General features: G+C 66.9%; 16 protein-coding genes. 7 read left to right on the top strand and 9 right to left on the bottom strand.

Annotated elements, in window-relative coordinates; translation table 11 throughout:
- Positions 1 to 188: 188 nt before the first annotated feature.
- Positions 189 to 2,351 (bottom strand): S46 family peptidase, encoded by a 2,163-nt coding sequence (locus ABE434_RS18585; protein WP_346479847.1) that lies wholly within the window; start codon positions 2,349 to 2,351, stop codon positions 189 to 191.
- Positions 2,352 to 2,497: 146 nt separating this feature from the next.
- On the opposite strand from ABE434_RS18585, the gene tdh reads away from it, so the two are divergent.
- The gene (gene tdh / locus ABE434_RS18580; protein ID WP_176990742.1) at positions 2,498 to 3,520 is read left to right on the top strand and encodes an L-threonine 3-dehydrogenase; all 1,023 of its coding nucleotides are present in this window, start codon (positions 2,498 to 2,500) and stop codon (positions 3,518 to 3,520) included.
- Positions 3,521 to 3,709: 189 nt separating this feature from the next.
- Here tdh and ABE434_RS18575 read toward each other — a convergent pair whose 3' ends face one another.
- Positions 3,710 to 4,411 (bottom strand): TorF family putative porin, encoded by a 702-nt coding sequence (locus tag ABE434_RS18575; protein ID WP_346479846.1) that lies wholly within the window; start codon positions 4,409 to 4,411, stop codon positions 3,710 to 3,712.
- A gap of 197 nt (positions 4,412 to 4,608) precedes the next feature.
- Between ABE434_RS18575 and kbl the strand changes: the two genes are divergently transcribed.
- Positions 4,609 to 5,820, top strand: a complete 1,212-nt coding sequence (gene kbl / locus ABE434_RS18570; RefSeq protein ID WP_319212331.1) for a glycine C-acetyltransferase — start codon at positions 4,609 to 4,611, stop codon at positions 5,818 to 5,820.
- A 60-nt stretch (positions 5,821 to 5,880) separates the two neighbouring features.
- Here kbl and ABE434_RS18565 read toward each other — a convergent pair whose 3' ends face one another.
- The 4 genes from ABE434_RS18565 to ABE434_RS18550 all read right to left on the bottom strand — a co-directional run bounded on the left by ABE434_RS18565 (position 5,881) and on the right by ABE434_RS18550 (position 8,981).
- A complete protein-coding gene (locus ABE434_RS18565) occupies positions 5,881 to 6,225 on the bottom strand; it encodes a hypothetical protein (protein ID WP_176990714.1) in 345 nt (114 codons plus the stop codon).
- Positions 6,226 to 6,316: 91 nt separating this feature from the next.
- Entirely contained in the window at positions 6,317 to 7,168 is an 852-nt protein-coding gene (locus tag ABE434_RS18560; RefSeq protein ID WP_346479845.1) for a pseudouridine synthase, read from the bottom strand.
- Positions 7,169 to 7,187: 19 nt separating this feature from the next.
- Positions 7,188 to 7,697, bottom strand: coding sequence for a hypothetical protein (locus tag ABE434_RS18555; protein ID WP_176990712.1), 510 nt, complete (start codon positions 7,695 to 7,697; stop codon positions 7,188 to 7,190).
- Between the two features lie 192 nt (positions 7,698 to 7,889).
- Positions 7,890 to 8,981: an OmpA family protein gene (locus ABE434_RS18550; RefSeq protein ID WP_346479844.1), complete on the bottom strand. Its 1,092-nt coding sequence runs from the start codon at positions 8,979 to 8,981 to the stop codon at positions 7,890 to 7,892.
- A 372-nt stretch (positions 8,982 to 9,353) separates the two neighbouring features.
- Here ABE434_RS18550 and ABE434_RS18545 point away from each other — a divergent pair, with 372 nt between their 5' ends.
- The 5 genes from ABE434_RS18545 to ABE434_RS18525 all read left to right on the top strand — a co-directional run bounded on the left by ABE434_RS18545 (position 9,354) and on the right by ABE434_RS18525 (position 14,679).
- Complete coding sequence (locus tag ABE434_RS18545; protein ID WP_346479843.1) at positions 9,354 to 10,379, top strand: zinc-binding alcohol dehydrogenase family protein; 1,026 nt, start codon at positions 9,354 to 9,356, stop codon at positions 10,377 to 10,379.
- A 97-nt stretch (positions 10,380 to 10,476) separates the two neighbouring features.
- Positions 10,477 to 11,088 carry a hypothetical protein gene (locus tag ABE434_RS18540; protein ID WP_179460863.1) on the top strand — a complete coding sequence of 204 codons (612 nt, stop codon included), beginning with the start codon at positions 10,477 to 10,479 and terminating at the stop codon, positions 11,086 to 11,088.
- 105 nt (positions 11,089 to 11,193) lie between these two features.
- Complete coding sequence (locus ABE434_RS18535) at positions 11,194 to 13,227, top strand: NADPH-dependent 2,4-dienoyl-CoA reductase (RefSeq protein WP_346479842.1); 2,034 nt, start codon at positions 11,194 to 11,196, stop codon at positions 13,225 to 13,227.
- 292 nt (positions 13,228 to 13,519) lie between these two features.
- A complete protein-coding gene (locus ABE434_RS18530) occupies positions 13,520 to 13,978 on the top strand; it encodes a cell wall hydrolase (protein ID WP_088435200.1) in 459 nt (152 codons plus the stop codon).
- 89 nt (positions 13,979 to 14,067) lie between these two features.
- A complete protein-coding gene (locus tag ABE434_RS18525; RefSeq protein WP_346479841.1) occupies positions 14,068 to 14,679 on the top strand; it encodes a glutathione S-transferase N-terminal domain-containing protein in 612 nt (203 codons plus the stop codon).
- A gap of 97 nt (positions 14,680 to 14,776) precedes the next feature.
- Here ABE434_RS18525 and ABE434_RS18520 read toward each other — a convergent pair whose 3' ends face one another.
- The 3 genes from ABE434_RS18520 to prpE all read right to left on the bottom strand — a co-directional run bounded on the left by ABE434_RS18520 (position 14,777) and on the right by prpE (position 18,608).
- On the bottom strand, positions 14,777 to 15,838 hold the full coding sequence (locus ABE434_RS18520; RefSeq protein WP_346479840.1) for a suppressor of fused domain protein: 1,062 nt from the start codon (positions 15,836 to 15,838) through the stop codon (positions 14,777 to 14,779).
- A 72-nt stretch (positions 15,839 to 15,910) separates the two neighbouring features.
- A complete protein-coding gene (locus ABE434_RS18515; RefSeq protein WP_346479839.1) occupies positions 15,911 to 16,405 on the bottom strand; it encodes a hypothetical protein in 495 nt (164 codons plus the stop codon).
- A gap of 325 nt (positions 16,406 to 16,730) precedes the next feature.
- Complete coding sequence (prpE, locus tag ABE434_RS18510; protein WP_346479838.1) at positions 16,731 to 18,608, bottom strand: propionate--CoA ligase; 1,878 nt, start codon at positions 18,606 to 18,608, stop codon at positions 16,731 to 16,733.
- Positions 18,609 to 18,726: the final 118 nt, after the last annotated feature.

The following is an 18,726-nucleotide window of genomic DNA, read 5'->3' as shown; positions in this document are numbered from 1 at the left end:
GGGCGAGACCGTTCGACCGCCAGGATGCGGTCGTACGAGCCCCCATGGATGGGTTCACGGCGTGTCTCGCCCAGCCCTGCCCGGCGCGCTCCCTCGGGGAAGACAAGACGCCGCGCGTTGGACTTGCAGCCGACCATTAAAAAACCCCGCAGATTTCGCTGCGGGGTTCTGGAAACCGACGTGTCGGCTTACTTGCTGAGGTTCAGCTCTTTCAGCAGCTGCGGCGCCGGCGCCACTTCCTGCATGATCCACTGCATGTAACGGCTGTCGACCGCGATCATGCGGGTCATCACCGGATCGAACACCCAGTTCGAACTCACCGACTCCCAGTTGCCGTCGAAGGCCAGGCCGACCAGCTTGCCGTTGGCATCCAGCACCGGCGAACCGGAGTTGCCGCCGGTGATGTCCAGGTTGGACAGGAAGTTCACCGGCACCGAACCGATGCGCTTGTCCTCCAGGCCGCCGTAACGCTTGGCCTTGACCGCATCGAGCAGCGCCTTCGGCGAATCGAACGGATCTTCGCCGGTTTCCTTCGCGGCCACGCCTTCCAGGGTGGTGAACGGGGTGTAGTTCACGCCGTCCTTGCCGTAGCCCATGACGTTGCCGAAGGTGATGCGCAGCGACAGGTTGGCGTCCGGATAGACGAACTCGCCCTTGCTCTTCTTGTAGTCGGCCACGGCCTGCAGGTACAGCGGGCGCGAGACCAGCGACTCGCCTTCGCGGGTCTTCTTCTGCTCTTCCTGCTTCAGCAGCGCCGGCATCACCGCCACCGCGTACTGGATCGCCGGATCGGTGCTGGCCTCGAACGCCGCGCGGTCGGCCTTGAACCACGTCAGACGCTCATCCAGGCTGCCCAGCCTGCTGGCCGAGAGCTTGCCGACCAGACCCTGCACGGCGGCCGCGTCGCTGCCCGCCAGCCACTGGTTGAGCACCTCGTTGCTGCGCTGCGCCGCCGGCAGGGCCACGTACTGGCTCAGCCAGTAGGTCTGCAGCTGCTGGTCCATGCGCGCGACATAGCGGCGGTCCATCTGCTTCAGGCCGCCTTCGATCGACGGCAGGTCGCGTTCCTGGTAACCGGCTTCACGCTCGGCGTCGGGCTTGCTGCGCTCGATCGACAGGCGGTACAGGCTGATCGCCGCCCCCACCGCCGAGGTGCTGTTGAACTGGCTGACGAACAGGTCGCGCTCACGCGTCGCCTTGCTGGTGTCCAGGTGCTGGATCAGCTGCGCATGCGCGGCCAGGGCCGGCTTGCCGGCGGCGCCGCGCTTCTTCAGCCAGGCCAGCACGGCGGCCTCTTCGGCCTGCTTCTGGCCGGCCGCGTCGATGCGCTTGAAACCCTCCAACTGGCCGGCGTAGTTCTTGGCCACGTTGTTCATGCTGGCCGCGGTGGCGGCGTACTTCACCTTGACGTCCGGATCGGCCTTGCCGGCCTCGTCGATCATCTTCAGCACGGCGTTGTAGTGGCGCGCGATGGTCGGGTAGGTCCAGCTGGCGGTTTCATTGAACTCACCGGCCAGGGCGTAGCGGTTGGTACGACCCGGGTAGCCGGCCACCATCACGAAGTCGTCGGCGCCCAGCGGCTGGTCGGCGAACTTCAGGAAGTGCTTGGGCTGGTACGGCACGTTGTCGGCGGAGAAGGCGGCCGGCTTGCCGTCCTTGCCCACGTAGGCGCGGTAGAACGAGAAGTCGCCGGTGTGGCGCGGCCACATCCAGTTGTCGATGTCGCCACCGAACTTGCCGACGCTGCCCGGGGGCGCGTAGACCAGGCGCACGTCCTTGATTTCCATGTTGCGGAACAGGCGGTAGGTGTTGCCGCCGGAGAAGCTGTACAGGCGGCAGCGGAAGCCGGCATCGGCTTCACAGGCGGCGGTCTGGGCCTTGTCGAAGGCCTCCAGCGCGCGGGTGCGGGCCAGCGGGTTCTTGCCGGCGGCAGCGATCGCGGCCTTGGCCTGGTCGGTCACGTCGGTGATCTGGTCCAGCACGAACACGCGGGCGTTCGGGCCGGCGCTCAGCTCGTCCTTCAGGGTCGGCGCGTTGAAGCCGTCCTTGATCAGGTTCTTCTCGGCCGTCGAGTTCAGCTGGATCGCACCGTAGGCACAGTGGTGGTTGGTGACCACCAGGCCCTGCGGGGAGACGAAGCTGGCGGTGCAGCCGCCCAGTGCCACGACCGCGCCCATCGGGTCGCCGGTCAGGTTGGAGATCTGCTCCGGGGACAGCTTCAGGCCGGCCTGCTTCAGCGGACCGGCGATCTCCGGCAGCTGCTGCGGCACCCACATGCCTTCTGCGGCATGGGCGACCTGGACCAGCCCAAGGCTGGCGACGACGGAGAAAGCAAGCAGGTTCGAGCGCATAGAGCAGCCCCTGGTGAAAGAACCGCCGATTCTAGCCCAGCCGCTGCGCCGCCAAACCACCCGCGCTGCAACATGGGAAAACCGCCGGCGGCTCTATAATCCGCGTTTTCCCCCAGACGAGTTCCACCCCGATGGCGCAGCAAACAATGAAGGCCCTGGTCAAACGCGAAGCCGCCAAGGGCATCTGGCTGGAAGAGGTTCCGGTCCCCACCCCCGGCCCCAACGAGGTCCTGATCAAGCTGGAAAAGACCGCCATCTGCGGTACCGACCTGCACATCTACCTGTGGGACGAGTGGAGCCAGCGCACGATCAAGCCGGGCCTGACCATCGGCCACGAGTTCGTCGGCCGCATCGCCGAGATCGGCCCGGGCGTGACCGGCTATGAAGTCGGCCAGCGCGTCTCGGCCGAAGGCCATATCGTCTGCGGCCATTGCCGCAACTGCCGCGGCGGCCGCCCGCACCTGTGCCCGAACACCGTCGGCATCGGCGTCAATGTCAACGGCGCCTTCGCCGAGTACATGGTGATGCCGGCCAGCAACCTGTGGCCGATCCCCGACCAGATCCCGTCCGAGCTGGCCGCCTTCTTCGATCCGTACGGCAACGCCGCGCACTGCGCCCTCGAGTTCAACGTGATCGGCGAAGACGTGCTGATCACCGGCGCCGGCCCGATCGGCATCATTGCCGCGGGCATCTGCAAGCACATCGGTGCGCGCAACGTGGTGGTCACCGACGTCAATGATTTTCGCCTGAAGCTGGCCGCCGACATGGGCGCCACGCGCGTGGTCAACGTGGCCAACACCTCGCTCAAGGACGTGATGAAGGACCTGCACATGGAGGGCTTCGACGTGGGCCTGGAAATGAGCGGCAACCCGCGCGCGTTCAACGACATGCTCGACTGCATGTACCACGGCGGCAAGATCGCCATGCTCGGCATCATGCCCAAGGGCGCCGGCTGCGACTGGGACAAGATCATCTTCAAGGGCCTGACCGTGCAGGGCATCTACGGCCGCAAGATGTACGAGACCTGGTACAAGATGACCCAGCTGGTGCTGTCCGGTTTCCCGCTCGGCAAGGTGCTGACCCACCAGCTGCCGATCGACGATTTCCAGAAGGGCTTCGACCTGATGGAACAGGGCAAGGCCGGCAAGGTCGTACTGAGCTGGAATTGAGGCGTCGCGCCGTTGGCGCGCCGGCCGGTGTCACGACCAACGGTCGTGACCTACCAGGTAGGTACCGACCGTTGGTCGGTACGCGCTCGGTGGCATGGCCCCGGTAGGTACCGACCGTTGGTCGGTACGCGCCCGGCAAACGAAAAAGGCGCCTTTCGGCGCCTTTTTCATGTCCATCGCAGCGTCAGGTCATTTGCCCACGGCCACGGTGAACACCACGCGGTTGTCGGCGAGCTTGCCGGAGTTGTCGCGGCCGTTGCCGTCGGTGCCGTAGTAGCCCAGGCCCAGGTTGAACAGGCCGAACTGGCGGCTGACGCCGATGTTCCAGTCGGTGTAATCCTTGGAGATGCCTTCTTCGAAGGTGCTGCGGCCGACGTTCGCGCTCAGCGCGAAGTCCTGCGGCAGGGCCCACTCGCCGCCCACGGCGTAGTACCACCCATCGGTGCCCGAATTGAACACGTCATTGGTGTAGGTCACGGTCAGGCTGTACTGCTCGGCGAACGTGGTCTTGGTGATGAACTCGTTGTAGGCCAGCTCGCTGGAACCGGGGTAGGTGTAGCGGTTGAGCAGCAGGTCGAGGTTGACGTTGTCGGTCACGTCGAAGGCGTAGCCGATCAGGTAGTCGACCTCGGCATCCGGGCCGCCATCACCGAAATCCACGCCCGAGCCCCAGACACCGGCGTACAGACCCACCGGGGAGGTATAGGTGAAGCCGGCCTGGATCGTCGGGTCCTCGTCGGTCTGGGACACACCACGGAACACGTAGTCCGATACCGCGGTGACGTTCCAGCTGAAGGGAGAGGCGGCCTCGTCCTGGGCACTGGCGGCGAACGGGGCAAGCAGGGCGGCGCAGAGCACAGCGGCGGCGGTACAGCGCGTGGCGTGGTTCATGCGGGGTCTCTCCAGACGTGGGTGGGGGTGGGCGGAACGGCGCGGTTTACAGTTTTTTAACCTGATTGATATTGCGATGCAACAATCACGTCTGCAACCGTCTCCCGCCCTGCCCCGCCCATCCACCGCCCGCGGCAACCCCGCCGTCGCGCCCGACAGGTAAAATCCCGGGTTTCCCGTGCCGAAGACTGCCTGCCATGACCGACGCCACCACCGCCTCGTTGACCCAGCACTACGTTGAAGAACTGGAGGCGATCCGCGCCCAGGGCCTGTTCAAGTCCGAACGCATCATCACCAGCCCGCAGTCGGCCGAGATCACCCTGGACGACGGCCGCACGGTGCTGAACTTCTGCGCCAACAACTACCTGGGCCTGGCCGACCATCCGGACCTGATCCAGGCCGCGAAGGACGCCCTGGATACCCACGGCTTCGGCATGGCCTCGGTGCGCTTCATCTGCGGCACCCAGGACCTGCACAAGCAGCTGGAAAAGCAGATCGCCGACTTCTTCGGCAAGCAGGACACCATCCTGTACGCGGCCTGCTTCGACGCCAACGGCGGCCTGTTCGAGCCGCTTCTGGGCGAGCACGACGCGATCATTTCCGATGCGCTCAACCATGCCTCGATCATCGACGGCGTTCGCCTGTGCAAGGCCAAGCGCTTCCGCTACGCCAACTGCGACATGGCCGATCTGGAAGCGCAGCTGCAGGCCGCCGATGCCGCCGGCTGCAGGACCAAGCTGATCACCACCGACGGTGTGTTCTCGATGGACGGCTTCATCGCCCCGCTGGACGAGATCACCGCGCTGGCGAAGAAGTACAACGCGCTGGTGCACATCGACGAATGCCATGCCACCGGCTTCCTTGGCGCGACCGGCCGCGGCTCGGCCGAGGTCAAGGGTGTGCTGGAGAAGATCGACATCATCACCGGCACCCTGGGCAAGGCCATGGGCGGCGCGCTCGGCGGCTTCACCTGCGCCAGTGCCGAAGTGATCGAACTGCTGCGCCAGCGCTCGCGCCCGTACCTGTTCTCCAACTCGCTGCCGCCGCACGTGGTCGCCGCCGGCATCAAGGCCTTCGAGATGCTGGCCGCCGCCGATGACCTGCGCGACACCCTGGCGCAGAACACCGCCTACTTCCGCGAGAAGATGACCGCCGCCGGTTTCGACGTGAAGCCGGGCGTGCACCCGATCAGCCCCGTGATGCTGTACGACGCGCCGCTGGCGCAGAAGTTCGCCGAACGCCTGCTCGAAGAAGGCATCTACGCGATCGGCTTCTTCTTCCCGGTGGTGCCCAAGGGGCAGGCCCGCATCCGCACCCAGATCAGCGCCGCGCACACCCGTGCGCACCTGGACCGTGCGATCGATGCCTTCACCCGGATCGGCCTGGAGCTGGGCGTCATCAAGGGGTGAGCGGACGACGGCGCCTGGCGCGCCGTCCCCCCGAAACGCCGGGCCATGCCCGGCGTTTTTTTATTTCTTCTTTTTCTTCTTGTCCTTGGCCGATTCCTTGCTGGCCACCACCACCGGCGCGGCGACCGGACCGTCCTGGCCGTTGCCCTTGGCCACGCGGATGCCGTTGGCCTTCATCCAGGCGTCGAACTCGTCGGCGCTCATGCGCTTGTCGCCATCGCTCATCATGAAGCGGTAGCTGCCGCGGCCGTCCAGTTCGGGAATCTTGATCTCCACCACCTTGTCGGTCACCGGCGGATCCTGCTTGGCGATCTGTTTGTGGCCGCCACAGGCGGTCAGCAGCGCGGCCGGCAACAACAGGCAGGCGCCGCGGAACAGGGAACGGGTGAGGCTACGGATGTGCATGGTCTTACTCCCGGTGTTGAACGGAACGTCCCTTCGAAGGCCATCCATTGCCCGGGTCGATTGGCCTGCCACATGCCGGCAGGCCACGAGGTCACGGTGTGGCCGCGGCGCTGTCGGCCACGGCGTACAGCAGATCCAGATCGTGCTGGCTGAGCTCGCGCCAGGCGCCCTTGCCCAGCTCGCCCAGCGGCAGCTGGCCGATCGCCACGCGCACCAGGCGCAGCACGTTGATGTCGAAGGCGGCCAGCAGGCGGCGGATATGCCGGTTGCGGCCTTCCTCCAGCACCACTTCCAGCCAGGCGGTCTTGTCGCCGCTGCGCAGCAGCGTGGCGCGGCGCGCGCGCAGCAGTTCGCCCTCGTCCTCGATGCCCGCGCACAACGCCTGCAGCTGCGCGGCATCGGGGATGGCGTCAATCTGGACGTGATAGGTCTTGTCCGGGCCGGTGGCCGGATCGGTCAGGCGCGCGGCCCACTGCGGATCATTGCTGAACAGCAGCAGCCCTTCGCTGGCCTTGTCCAGGCGCCCGACCGGCGCGATCCACGGCAGGCCGGCAGCATCGAAGCAGCGGTACACGGTGTCGCGGCCGCGCTCGTCCTGCGCGGTGGTCACCAGGCCGCGCGGCTTGTTGAGCATCAGGTGCACGCGCCTGGGCGCATCCAGCGGCTGACCATCGACGCGCACGTGATGGCGACCGTCGATGATCGGAAATTCGGGGTTGTTGATGACACGGCCGTCGACCGTGACCCGGCCGTCGGCGATCCAGCGCGCGGCTTCGGTGCGCGAGCACAGCCCGGCCTTGGACAGCACACGCGCCAGGCCATGGCGCGGTGTGGTTGGAGTTGCCTTCGCGGCGGTGCTGCGGGTGCCTGCTGCGGGGCTCGCACGCCGCTCGGGGCGGCGTGGTCGGGACGCGGTCGCGGCGGGTGGCCGGCGTGTCGTCATCGTGCTCCGCCCGGGCGGCTTACTTCTTGTCCGCCGGCTTGGTCTCAGCCGGTGCTTCGGCGGCGGCGGCCGGCACGGCAGCCGGTGCCGGGCGTGCCTTGACCACGCGCACGCCACGCGCCTTCATCCACGCGTCGAATTCTTCGGCGGTCATGCGCTTGCCGTTCTGGCTCATGTCGAAGCGCCACGGCGTGTTGTCGAACTCGGTCTGCGGCTTGTAGGCGGCCGGATCGTTCGGATTGATCACCGGTGCGCTGGGAATCGCCTTGGCGATGTTCTGGCAGCCGTCGATGCGCAGGCGCTGCAGCACGCTGTCCAGCGACTGTTCCCGGTCGAAGCTGGAGGTCAGTACCCCGGCGGGCATGCCCAGCTGGACGTTGCGGATGTACAGCTCTTCGGCAACCGGTGCGATCGCGGTGGCCGGCAGCGGCAGCGGCGATGCGCTGGCAGGTGCCGAACAGTCCACGGCAGCGTGGGCGGCGGGAACCAGGGCCAGGCCAAGCGCGGCGGCCAGTGCAAAACGCTGCATGGGATGCATCCAGGAAGGGGTCGACGCGGCGAGTTTAACAGCGCCACAACGTCTTTCAAGCGCCACCTTCAATGAATACGGCAACTTGTTGGATTTATTGTCGATTTCCGGGATCCAACCGCCCCGGACACACAAAAAAACAGGGCCCGGCAATGCCGGGCCCTGCTTGGTGAGACTGTACCGCCAGAAGGATTAGTTCTGGACGTTCAGCTCGGTACGACGGTTCTTGGCGCGGCCTTCCGGGTTATCCGAACCATCCGGGTTGGTGTTCGGCGCAATCGGGCGGCTCTCGCCGTAACCGATCGGACCGACCAGACGCGAAGCGTCAACGCCGTTCTGGGTCAGGTAGTTGTACACCGAGGTGGCACGACGCTCGGACAGCTTCTGGTTGTAAGCGTCGGAACCCTTGGAATCGGTGTGACCGGCGACTTCAACGCGCAGATCCGGGTAACGCTTCAGGATTTCCGAAGCTTCGCTCAGGATCGCAACCGCGTCCGGACGCAGGTTCGACTTATCGAAGTCGAAGTTCACGCCCTTCAGATCGATCGACACCGGGACCGGGCAACCGTCCGGACCGATGGTCTGACCCGGCTGCGAGTTCGGGCACTTGTCGTCGCAGTTGTTGACGCCGTCACCGTCGTCATCCAGATCGGCGCAGCTCGGAGCAACCGGAGCCGGAGCCGGCACGGCAGCGACCGGGGCCGGGCCCAGCGGGATCACGACACCGACCGAAGCCAGCACGTCGCCGAACCAGTCTTCGCTCGGAGCAGCAACGCTCTGGTCGTCGAAGTCAGCGCGGTAGGCCACTTCGGCACGCACGGCGACGCGCTTTTCGAAGGTGGTCTGCAGACCGACGCCGAGCTTGGCGGCGAAGTTGCCGTCCTTGCGCTCACGCGGACCGTTGGTGTTCAGCGCTGCGTACTCTTCTTCCGACTTCTGGTAACCCAGGCCGAACAGCAGGTACGGGTTCCAGCCGCGGCCTTCCTGGATGAAGTGGCGACGCAGATCGACGGACGCGCCGTACTGGCTCCAGTTCAGATCCTGGTTGGCATCGAAGTTCGGGTTCTGGTAGTTCAGCTCGCCGTCCAGCGACCAGTTGGGGCTGATGAACTTACCGAGGCCCAGGGTAACGAACGGAGCGTCGTTGGTCAGACGGTCGCTATCCTGGAAGTTGAAGCCGGCCGAACCGGTCAGGTACCAGCGGTCGTCAAAATCCTGCGCCGATGCAGCCTGGGCGAAAGCCAGACCGCCCAGCAGCGCGGCAGTAAGGATCTTCTTGTTCATTGAGTACAGCTCCTATTTCGGGGGTATGAAACCGGTAGAGGCATGGGCCAGCACTACTGCGTCGTTTTCAGACTGCCGATTCAGCACGCCACCGCCGCGAACATTATGCTCAGGCGAGTGAAGGTGATGTTAACAGTCCCGTAACATGTGAAGACGACTGCCAGACCTCTACCGGGTCCAGCTGGTGGCACCCTATACAGGTTGATGAAATTCCGCAAGACCCAGCAATGACAAGGGTTTTGCGCAATTCAGGCGGCGTCGCGACACATTTTTCACGGTAGGGTTCAAATCGAGATCGCGCCTTGATTCAGCGCAGAAACAGCGACGGCGTGATCCGTATGATGGAGAGGATTCCCCCGTTCCGGAGCCGACATGAAAGCCGTGGGATTGACCCAGTATCTGCCGATTGAAGACCCCGCCGCGCTGCAGGACCTCAGCATCGACCCGCCCGGCACGCCGCGGGGACGTGACCTGCTGGTGCGGGTACACGCTGTTTCCGTCAATCCCGTGGACACCAAACAGCGCGCGCCGCGCGCGCAGCAGGAGGATCCGCCGCGCGTGCTGGGCTATGACGCGGCCGGCGTCGTTGAAGCCGTCGGTCCTGACGTCACCGCCTTCGCCGCGGGCGACGAGGTGTATTACGCCGGCGATGTCACCCGTTCCGGTTGCAATGCGCAATATCACTGGGTGGACGAGCGCCTGGTCGGACGCAAACCCACCACGCTGGATTTCGCCGAGGCCGCGGCCTTGCCGTTGACCACGCTGACCGCATGGGAACTGCTGTTCCAGCGCATGCCGCTGCACTTTGAAGACAGCCGCCATCGTGGCCAGCACCTGCTGATCATCGGCGGCGCCGGCGGTGTCGGTTCGATCGCCATCCAGCTGGCACGGCATGCCGGCTTTACCGTGATCGCGACCGCTTCGCGCGAGGAAACCCGCGCGTGGTGCCTGCAGATGGGCGCCGACCACGTGATCGATCATCGCCAGCCACTGGCCGCCCAGCTGCAGGCACTGGGCATCGCGCAGGTGCAGGTCGCGCTCAACCTTGCCGATACCGATCACTACTGGGAGACCCTGGGCGAGCTGCTGGCACCGCAGGGGCATGTCGGCCTGATCGTCGAGCCCCGCGGGCCGCTGCGCATCGGCGATCCCTACAAAGCCAAGTGCATCGGCATCCATTGGGAATTCATGTTCGCGCGCGCGCGTTTCCAGACCGGGGACATGATCGAGCAGCACCGCATCCTCAGCCGTGCGGCCAGCCTGATCGACGCCGGCGAGCTGCGCACGACCGCGCACACGCATCTGGGCACGATCAATGCCGCAAACCTGCGCGAAGCGCATCGCCAGCTGGAAGGTGGCGGCGTGATCGGCAAGCTGGTGCTGTCCGGCTGGGGGTAGTCGCGCGGCAACGTGTCAGCGCGCATTCGCCTTCATCTGTATCTGTCGGCGGCGCCCGGTGCCGCCTACAGTCAGTGGCCCTTCCGGTGAATCCGCCATGCCCACGTCCCTGCCCCTGCGCCTGCTGCAACTCCTGCTCGGTCTGTTCCTGTACGGCTTCGGCGCGGCGGTGATGATCCGCGCGGCGATCGGGGTGGCGCCCTGGGATGTGCTTTCCCAGGGCATCGCACTGCAGACGCCGCTGTCCTTCGGCGTGGCCACCAATGTGATCGGCGCGTTGGTGCTGCTGCTGTGGTGGCCGATCCGGCAGAAGCCCGGCCTGGGCACGGTACTCAACGTGATGCTGATCGGCCCCAGCGCGCAGTTCGGGCTGTGGCTGCTGCCGGAAGTGCATGGCCTGGCCTGGCAGATCCCGATGTTCGTCTGCGGCCTGCTGCTGGTCGCGCTCGCCACCGGCCTGTACATCGGCGCGCGCTTCGGCCCCGGCCCGCGCGACGGCCTGATGACCGGCCTGCATGCCCGCACCGGCTGGCCGATCTGGATCGTGCGCAGCGCGATCGAAGGCACCGTGCTGCTGATCGGCTGGTGGCTGGGCGGCAACGTCGGCGTGGGCACCCTCGCCTTCGCCCTGCTGATCGGCCCGCTGTGCGGGGTCACCCTGCCGCTGTTCGGCATCCGCAAGCCCGCCCCGGCCGCCGTCGCGCCGTAACAGCGCCGGTGCCGGACCGGCGGTCGGCACCGGCCGGGGCGCCTGCGCTTGCTCTTCAGAGGCATTCGCGGCACCCTGCGCGCTTCCGTACGCAAGCGTATCCACATGTCGCCAGCCGCCGAATCCACCGCCTACCCGCATCTGTTCGCCCCGCTCGATCTGGGCTTCACGCAGCTGCGCAACCGGGTCCTGATGGGGTCCATGCACACCGGCCTGGAAGACCGCGCGCGCGATTTTCCGCGGCTGGCGGCGTATTTCGCCGAGCGGGCCGCGGGCGGCGTCGGCCTGATCGTCACCGGCGGCTTCGCGCCCAACGTGGTCGGCTGGCTCAAGCCGTTCGGCGGCAAGCTGTCCTGGCCCTGGGAGGTGCGACCGCATCGCCAGGTCACCCGGGCCGTGCACGACAACGGCAGCAAGATCTGCCTGCAGCTGCTGCATGCCGGCCGCTACGCCTACCACCCCCTCTCGGTGGCGCCCTCCAAGCTGAAGGCGCCGATCAACCCGTTCACCCCGCGGGCGCTGTCCGCGCGCGGCGTGGACCGCCATATCGCCGATTACGCACGCAGCGCGCGGCTGGCCCGCGAAGCCGGCTACGACGGCGTCGAGGTGATGGGCTCGGAAGGCTATCTGATCAATGAGTTCATCGCGCCGCGTACCAACCAGCGCACCGACCGCTGGGGCGGCGACGCGGCACAGCGCATGCGCTTCGCGGTGGAGATCGTGCGCCGCATCCGCGAGGCCTGTGGGCCGGACTTCATCATCATCTACCGGCTTTCGCTGGTGGACCTGGTACCCGACGGCAGCAACTGGGCCGAGATCGTGCAGCAGGCGCAGGCGATCGAAGCGGCGGGCGCGACCCTGATCAACTCCGGCATCGGCTGGCACGAGGCGCGCATCCCGACCATCGCCACCTCGGTCCCGCGCGGCGCCTTTGCCGGGGTCACCGCCAAGCTCAAGCCGCATGTCCGCGTGCCGGTGATCGCGACCAACCGCATCAACATGCCCGACGTCGCCGAGCGCATCCTCGCCGCGGGCGGTGCCGACATGGTCTCGCTGGCGCGGCCGCTGCTGGCCGATCCGCAGTGGGCCAACAAGTCGCGCGCCGGCCGCCCCGAGGCGATCAACACCTGCATCGCGTGCAACCAGGCCTGTCTGGACCACGTGTTCGAGAACAAGACGGCCAGCTGCCTGGTCAATCCGCGCGCCGTGCACGAGACCGAGCTGGTCTACCGCCCGACCACCGCCCCGCGCCGCATCGCCGTGGTCGGCGCCGGTCCGGCCGGGCTGGCCTGCGCGACCGTGGCTGCCGAGCGTGGCCACGTGGTGACGCTGTTCGATGCCGGCAGCGAGATCGGCGGGCAGTTCAACGTCGCCAAGCGCATCCCGGGCAAGGAAGAATTCCACGAGACGCTGCGCTATTTCCGCCACAAGCTGGGCGAGACCGGCGTCGAGGTGAGGCTGGACACCGTGGCCGACGTGGCCGCGTTGGCCGGTTTCGACGCGGTGGTGATCGCGACCGGCATCACCCCGCGCCGGGTCGATTTCCCCGGCGCCGACCATCCCAAGGTGGTCACCTATCTGGATGTGCTGCTCGGCAGGGTCCAGGTTGGCGAGCAGGTGGCGATCATCGGCGCTGGCGGCATCGGCTTCGATGTCGGCGAGTTCCTGGTCCACGAGGGGCCCTCCTCCGCGCTGGACCCGGCGCGCTGGATGGCCGAGTGGGGCGTCGACCCGACGTTCGAGGGCCGCGGCGCGCTCGCCAAACCGGCACCTGAAGCACCGGCGCGCAAGGTCTGGCTGCTGCAGCGCAGCCCGGGCAAACCCGGCGCCCGCCTGGGCAAGACCACCGGCTGGATCCACCGCGCCACGCTCAAGGCCAAGGGCGTGAGCATGCTCGGTGGCGTTGAGTACCTGGGCGTGGATGACAGCGGCCTGCGCATCCGCGTGGACGGTCAGGAACAGCTGCTGCCGGTGAGCCATGTGGTGGTCTGCGCCGGCCAGGAACCGCGCCGTGATCTGCACGCCGCGCTGCAGGCAGCCGGCATCCACGCACAGCTGATCGGCGGCGCGGATGTGGCCGCCGAACTCGACGCCAAGCGCGCGATCGATCAGGGCAGCCGGGTCGCCGCTGCCCTCTGATCCGGGTCCAAACGGACCTGAATACGGGGCTGAACCGCCGATTCAGCCCTCCCTCCGAACCTGAATGTCAAGCTTTCGGGTTCAGGATGTATTGGGAAATCCCCCCCTATCGTGCGCCAACTTTCCCGCTCACCACCCAGTTCGAGTGAGCGCGCGGACCCCACGTCTTCTTTCGGGTCCGCCCCCGGGCGGCCCCGATGGCCGCCTCCCCATGACGCCAAGTCGTACCCACGCCCCGTCCGCACGATCGGATGGAACAGCCAGGTGCGGCCCACACGGAGCAAGGAGATTTATGAAACTGGCCTGGATTCTCTGGCTGTCACAGTTGTTGCCGCAGCCTGCCGCCGATTCGTTGTGCCTGAGCACGACCGTCTACCTCGAAGCGCGTGACCAGACCCTGCGCGGCCAGCAAGCCGTCGCGGAAGTGGCCCTGCGCCGCCTGGACAGCGGCCTCTGGGGCGACTCGATGTGCCAGGTGGTGACCGCGCGCAAGCAGTTCGCCCCGACCATCGTTGCGCCCGGCACCCAGCTCGGCAACGCCGATGCCTGGCAGGAAGCGATGACCGTCGCCTTCGACGCCGAACGCAACTGGGCCCTGCCGGCCGGTGAGCGCAAGGAGATCGTGCCCGGCGCCAGCCACTTCGCGGCCCTGGCGATCGCCAACCCGAGCTGGCGCAATGCCTACCAGGTGGCCACGATCGGCGATCACACCTTCTACCGCGTGCAGAAACTCAAGCCGCGCGCGTCGTAACGATCTGTTACGGCCATACCGTTGAGGATGCGGGGCCGGCTCTGGAATAGTGGGCGGCTCACCTTCCACCCATCCGCAACGGAGTTCCCATGAAGCTGTACAGCAAGCCCGGAGCCTGCTCCACCGCCGATCACATCGCCCTGCAGTGGACCGGCCAGCCGTTCGAGGTGGAACTGCTCGACAAGGACACCCTGAAGGCGCCGCCGTTCCTGGCCCTCAATCCGGCCGGTTCGGTCCCGGTGGTGGTCGATGGCGATTTCGTGCTGACCCAGAACGCAGCCATCATGGGCTACATCGCCGATACCTACCCGCAGGCCGGCCTGACCGGTGACGGCAGCCCCAAGCAGCGCGCCGAAGCCACCCGTTGGCTGTCCTTCGTCAACTCCGACCTGCACCCGGCGTTCAAGCCGCTGTTCGGGCCGGGCACCTTCATCGAAGACGACACCCAGTACGACGCGCTCCGCGCCGCCGCCCGCAAGCGTCTGCGCGCCCTGTTCGAGCGCGCCGATGCACAGCTGGCCGACCGCCCCTGGCTGGCCGGCTTCCGCAGCTTCGCCGATCCGTACTTCTACATCACCCTGCGCTGGGCCGCGGGCGCGAAGATCGACCTGAGCGGCCTGGACAACCTCGCCGCCTTCAAGCAGCGCATGGAAGCCGATACCGGCGTGCAGGCGGCACTGAAGGCGGAAGGCCTCCTGTAGAGCCACCCCATGGGTGGCTGCAGGCGGTCCGGCCGGAACACACGCGTCCGGCCGGAACGCGCGGTCCCGTCGAAAAGGAGCCACGCATGGCGTGGCTCTACCCGATCGTACGCACGACATTGCCCTCGGCATCGCGCAGTTCGCTCGGCTCCACCACCACCTGCAGCGCCGGCAAGCCCGGGATCGCATAGGTCCCGCGGCGTGGCATGACCGTGGCGACCAGCGCCTGCACCGTGGCCGGTGCCAGCTGGCAGTCCAGCGCTTCGTCGTCGGCCACCAGCGCATTGACCGCGGCCGGCGACAGCGTGATCTGACTATCGTTGCTCACCAGCGTCAGCGGCTGCCCGAACAGCAACCGCGTCGGCAGCAGTGCGAGCAGCGATTCCACCTGGCGCGCGCCCAGCGTCACGGTCAATTGCTGTCCGGCGCCCTCGCCCCGCACCGACCACCCCAGCTTCTCCAGGAACAGATAGGCCGTCTGTGAGCCTTCGCGTGCCGCGCCCTCGGCCACCGCGGCAGCGAGCGCGGGGTCGTCCAGCAGCGAGCCACGCGTGATATCGGTGATCCACAGCGGCATCTTCGGCAGCAGCGTCTCGAGTACGCCGGTGGTCGACCAGCGCTTCACCGCATCCATCTCGCCATCGGTCAGCCCGATCACCTGCAGGAACTCCAGCGAACCGTTGGGCGTCTCGCGCGGCGGCAGCTGCGGGTCGCGCAGGAAGGCGATGTGCCGCAGCAGCGTATCGGTGTCGGCGGCGATCGGCCCGCCTGCGTTGAGGTAGTGGCCCTGCTGGAACACCTTGCCGTTGGCGAACACGTAGCGCGCCAGGTTCTGCAGGAAGTTCATCGCCCACGCCGGTGGCTCGCTGCCCGCCGCAGCGGCAACCCGGAAGCTCAGCTCGAAGCCGTAGCCACTGGTGGCCGGATCATCGCTCTCCTTTTCATACAGCTCGGAGAAGCCGTAGCTGACGAAGTGCCAGTGCGGCAGCGGCGCATCGTTCCAGTACGCGCTGATGCCGTCCAGCGGATCCTCGCCACCGAGCAGCGAGCGCAGCACCGGGCCGTAATGCTGCGGCGCCTGCGTGGGATACACCGCCTTCAACGCGGCATCGATGGCATCCCACCCGGGTGCGCCGTCGTCCTCGATCTCATCCACCATCGCTACTCTCCCGCACACGAAACAGCACGCATTCTAAACAGCGTGCTGCCTGGCCGCCGTCGACGTATCGTCTCAGGCGATCACGGGCTCGCTCTGCAGCAGCGCGCGCGTCTCTTCCAGCCAGCGGTTGGCCAGCGCCGGGCTTTTCGCCTTGCTGATCGCGGCGGCCATGTCCGGCCACAGTTTCTCCAGGCTGCCGGCATCGGTGCAGCGCTCGACTTTCAACTGCATGAAGTAGCCCTTCAGACCAAGGTGCCTGCGCACCGATTCGCTCATCCAGTCGTACAGACGCTTGTAGAGTTCCGGGTCCTGCTCGCGCCCGGCGGTCAGTGCCGCGGCGACGACCGGTGCGGCACTGCCGCCGACGACCTCGATCAGGCCCATCGCCGAGAGCTGCGCCAGCGCATCGTCCGGCGCACGCAGGCCCGGCAGCAGCGCGGTCAACGCGGTGTCATCGCGCTGACCATCGACCATCAGCAGAATGGATCGCAACGCCGGCGGCAGGCGCCGTGCACGATCCTCGATTTCCTGACGGCCAGCGGCCGTCTTGGCATGGATGTACGCCATGTGCTCCCCCCTTTCACGTGGTGCATCATCGCGCGTCGCGCCGGCCGTTCGCCGACTCGTACGCGCCCCCTTTCCCATCTTCCAGGCCGATCGGCGTCGGTGGCCGCCCCAGGCGCGCCGCGTCCCCAGCGATCACCTCCGGAGCTTACCCGAGCGCTCGCGTCCTCGGTAATGCACTGCAGCATGGTCCTGGAGGCACCCCGCACAGGCAGGAAAAAGGCCCGTCTCTCCGAGGAGGACGGGCCTTGGGGAACGCGTCGAATGCCGGTGCGCGTCGCGACAACGCATGGCGCGGCACTACACGACCGGGCTGACCTGCAGCACGTCAGGTTCCCAGCGCGCGCCGGATCTCGTCCAACGCCGCCGGGTCATCCAGGGTCGACAGATCACCCGGGTCACGCTCCTCGGCCAGCGCCTGCAGCGAGCGCCGCAGCAGCTTGCCCGAGCGCGTCTTGGGCAGCGCGTTGACGATATGGATGTGCGCCGGCCGCGCGACCGCGCCGAGGGTGTTGGTCACCCGCTGCATCATCTCGGCCGCCACGGCACTGCCGTCTCCCTGCAGGGCCTGCTTGAGGGTGACGAACACCAGTGGCACCTGGCCCTTGAGTTCATCCTTGACCCCGATCACGGCGGCCTCGGCCACCAGCGGATGGCCGGCGATGCACTCCTCGATCTCGCGCGTGCCCAGGCGGTGCCCGGCCACGTTGATGACATCGTCGGTGCGGCCCAGGATGAAGGTGTAGCCGTCTTCGTCCTGGATCGCCCAGTCGAGCGAGCTGTAGAGCAGTTCCTTGAAGTGGCTGAAATAGCTCTGGATGAAGCGCGCATCGTCCTTCCAGACCGTGGTCATGCAGCCCGGCGGCAGCGGCGGGATCATCACCAGCACCCCCTTGTGCCCCGGCGCGACGGTCTCGCCGGTGTTCTCATCGATGACCTTCATCCGGTAGCCGAGGTTCGGGAAACCGGGCGAGCCGAAGCGCACCGGTTTCATGTCCACGCCCGGCAGCAGGGTCAGTGCCGGCCAGCCGGTTTCGGTCTGCCAGTAGTTGTCGATGATCGGCTTGCCGAGTGCGTCGTTGATCCAGTGCGCGGTCGGCTCGTCGAGCGGTTCGCCGGCGAGGAACACGTACTTAAGTGCTTCCAGATCGTGGCGGCGGATGAAGTCGGCGTCGTGTTTCTTGAGCACGCGGATCGCGGTCGGCGAGGAGAACAGCGTGCGCACGCCGTACTGTTCGCACAGCGCCCACCAGATGCCCGGGTCCGGGTTGGTCGGCAGCCCTTCGTACAGCAGCGAGGTGCAGCCGCCGATCAGTGGGCCGTAGACGTTGTAGGAATGCCCGACCGCCCAGCCCACATCCGAGGTGGAGAACATCACCTGGCCGGGTTTGCAGTCGAACACGGTCTCCATCGACTGCGCCATCGCCACTGCGTAGCCGCCGACATCGCGCTGCACGCCCTTCGGCTTGCCGGTGGTGCCGGAGGTGTACAGCAGATAGCTCGGCTCGCTGGATTCCAGCCACACCACCGGCACATCCTGGTCGCCCACTTCGGCACGCAGCATGGCGTAGTCGACGTCGCGGCCGGGCACCTTCGGTTCGGCCGGGTCCAGACCGCGCGAGACGATCAGCACGTGCGGTGGCGGCGAAGCGGCTTCGGCGCAGGCGGCATCCACCATCGCCTTGTACGGAATCACTTTGCCGCCGCGCTTGCCGGCGTCGGCGGCGATCAGCAGCTTCGGTTCGGCGTCATCGATGCGCAGTGCCAGGTTGTGCGCGGCGAAGCCGCCGAACACCACCGAATGGATCGCCCCGATGCGCGCGCAGGCCAGCATCGCGAACACGGCTTCGGCCATGTTCGGCATGTAGATCACCACGCGGTCGCCACGCTGTACGTCCAGCCGCTGCAGCACGGCGGCGAAGGCATTCACTTCGCGGTGCAGCTCGCGGTAGGTGACCTCGCGGGTGACGCCGGTTTCGCTGGAGACCGCGACCAGCGCGAGCTGATCCGGGCGATCGACCAGATGGCGGTCGACCGCGTTGTAGCAGAGGTTGGTTTCCCCGCCGACGAACCAGCGCCGGAACGGCGGGTTGCTGTAATCGAGGATCTGCTGCGGCGGTGTATGCCAGTAGATGCGCTGGGCCTCTTCGCCCCAGAACGCCTCGGGTTCATCGACCGAACGTCGATAGACATCTTCGTAACGCATGACAGCCCTCCCAGACAAAGCCATGGGATCGAGCATAGTCCGATGGTGAGGCGCGGGCCGTCCGACCTTGGTCGTACGTAGTGCCGGCCGCTGGCCGGCTCCTTGCACTGCCGGGGAC

The organism is Stenotrophomonas sp. TWI1183 (assembly GCF_039673115.1).
Taxonomy (GTDB): domain Bacteria; phylum Pseudomonadota; class Gammaproteobacteria; order Xanthomonadales; family Xanthomonadaceae; genus Stenotrophomonas; species Stenotrophomonas maltophilia_AA.
This window is presented reverse-complemented; position numbering and strand designations above follow the sequence as displayed.

What these genes read in the sequence shown, in the direction of transcription:
- ABE434_RS18585 (WP_346479847.1), bottom strand. Translation starts at nt 2,351, where the DNA reads ATGCGCTCGAACCTGCTTGCTTTCTCCGTCGTCGCCAGCCTTGGGCTG.
- ABE434_RS18530 (WP_088435200.1), top strand. Translation starts at nt 13,520, where the DNA reads ATGAAACTGGCCTGGATTCTCTGGCTGTCACAGTTGTTGCCGCAGCCT.
- ABE434_RS18515 (WP_346479839.1), bottom strand. Translation starts at nt 16,405, where the DNA reads ATGGCGTACATCCATGCCAAGACGGCCGCTGGCCGTCAGGAAATCGAG.
- ABE434_RS18560 (WP_346479845.1), bottom strand. Translation starts at nt 7,168, where the DNA reads ATGACGACACGCCGGCCACCCGCCGCGACCGCGTCCCGACCACGCCGC.
- ABE434_RS18575 (WP_346479846.1), bottom strand. Translation starts at nt 4,411, where the DNA reads ATGAACCACGCCACGCGCTGTACCGCCGCCGCTGTGCTCTGCGCCGCC.
- ABE434_RS18545 (WP_346479843.1), top strand. Translation starts at nt 9,354, where the DNA reads ATGAAAGCCGTGGGATTGACCCAGTATCTGCCGATTGAAGACCCCGCC.
- prpE (WP_346479838.1), bottom strand. Translation starts at nt 18,608, where the DNA reads ATGCGTTACGAAGATGTCTATCGACGTTCGGTCGATGAACCCGAGGCG.
- ABE434_RS18540 (WP_179460863.1), top strand. Translation starts at nt 10,477, where the DNA reads ATGCCCACGTCCCTGCCCCTGCGCCTGCTGCAACTCCTGCTCGGTCTG.
- ABE434_RS18550 (WP_346479844.1), bottom strand. Translation starts at nt 8,981, where the DNA reads ATGAACAAGAAGATCCTTACTGCCGCGCTGCTGGGCGGTCTGGCTTTC.
- ABE434_RS18535 (WP_346479842.1), top strand. Translation starts at nt 11,194, where the DNA reads ATGTCGCCAGCCGCCGAATCCACCGCCTACCCGCATCTGTTCGCCCCG.
- kbl (WP_319212331.1), top strand. Translation starts at nt 4,609, where the DNA reads ATGACCGACGCCACCACCGCCTCGTTGACCCAGCACTACGTTGAAGAA.
- ABE434_RS18525 (WP_346479841.1), top strand. Translation starts at nt 14,068, where the DNA reads ATGAAGCTGTACAGCAAGCCCGGAGCCTGCTCCACCGCCGATCACATC.
- ABE434_RS18565 (WP_176990714.1), bottom strand. Translation starts at nt 6,225, where the DNA reads ATGCACATCCGTAGCCTCACCCGTTCCCTGTTCCGCGGCGCCTGCCTG.
- ABE434_RS18520 (WP_346479840.1), bottom strand. Translation starts at nt 15,838, where the DNA reads ATGGTGGATGAGATCGAGGACGACGGCGCACCCGGGTGGGATGCCATC.
- ABE434_RS18555 (WP_176990712.1), bottom strand. Translation starts at nt 7,697, where the DNA reads ATGCAGCGTTTTGCACTGGCCGCCGCGCTTGGCCTGGCCCTGGTTCCC.
- tdh (WP_176990742.1), top strand. Translation starts at nt 2,498, where the DNA reads ATGAAGGCCCTGGTCAAACGCGAAGCCGCCAAGGGCATCTGGCTGGAA.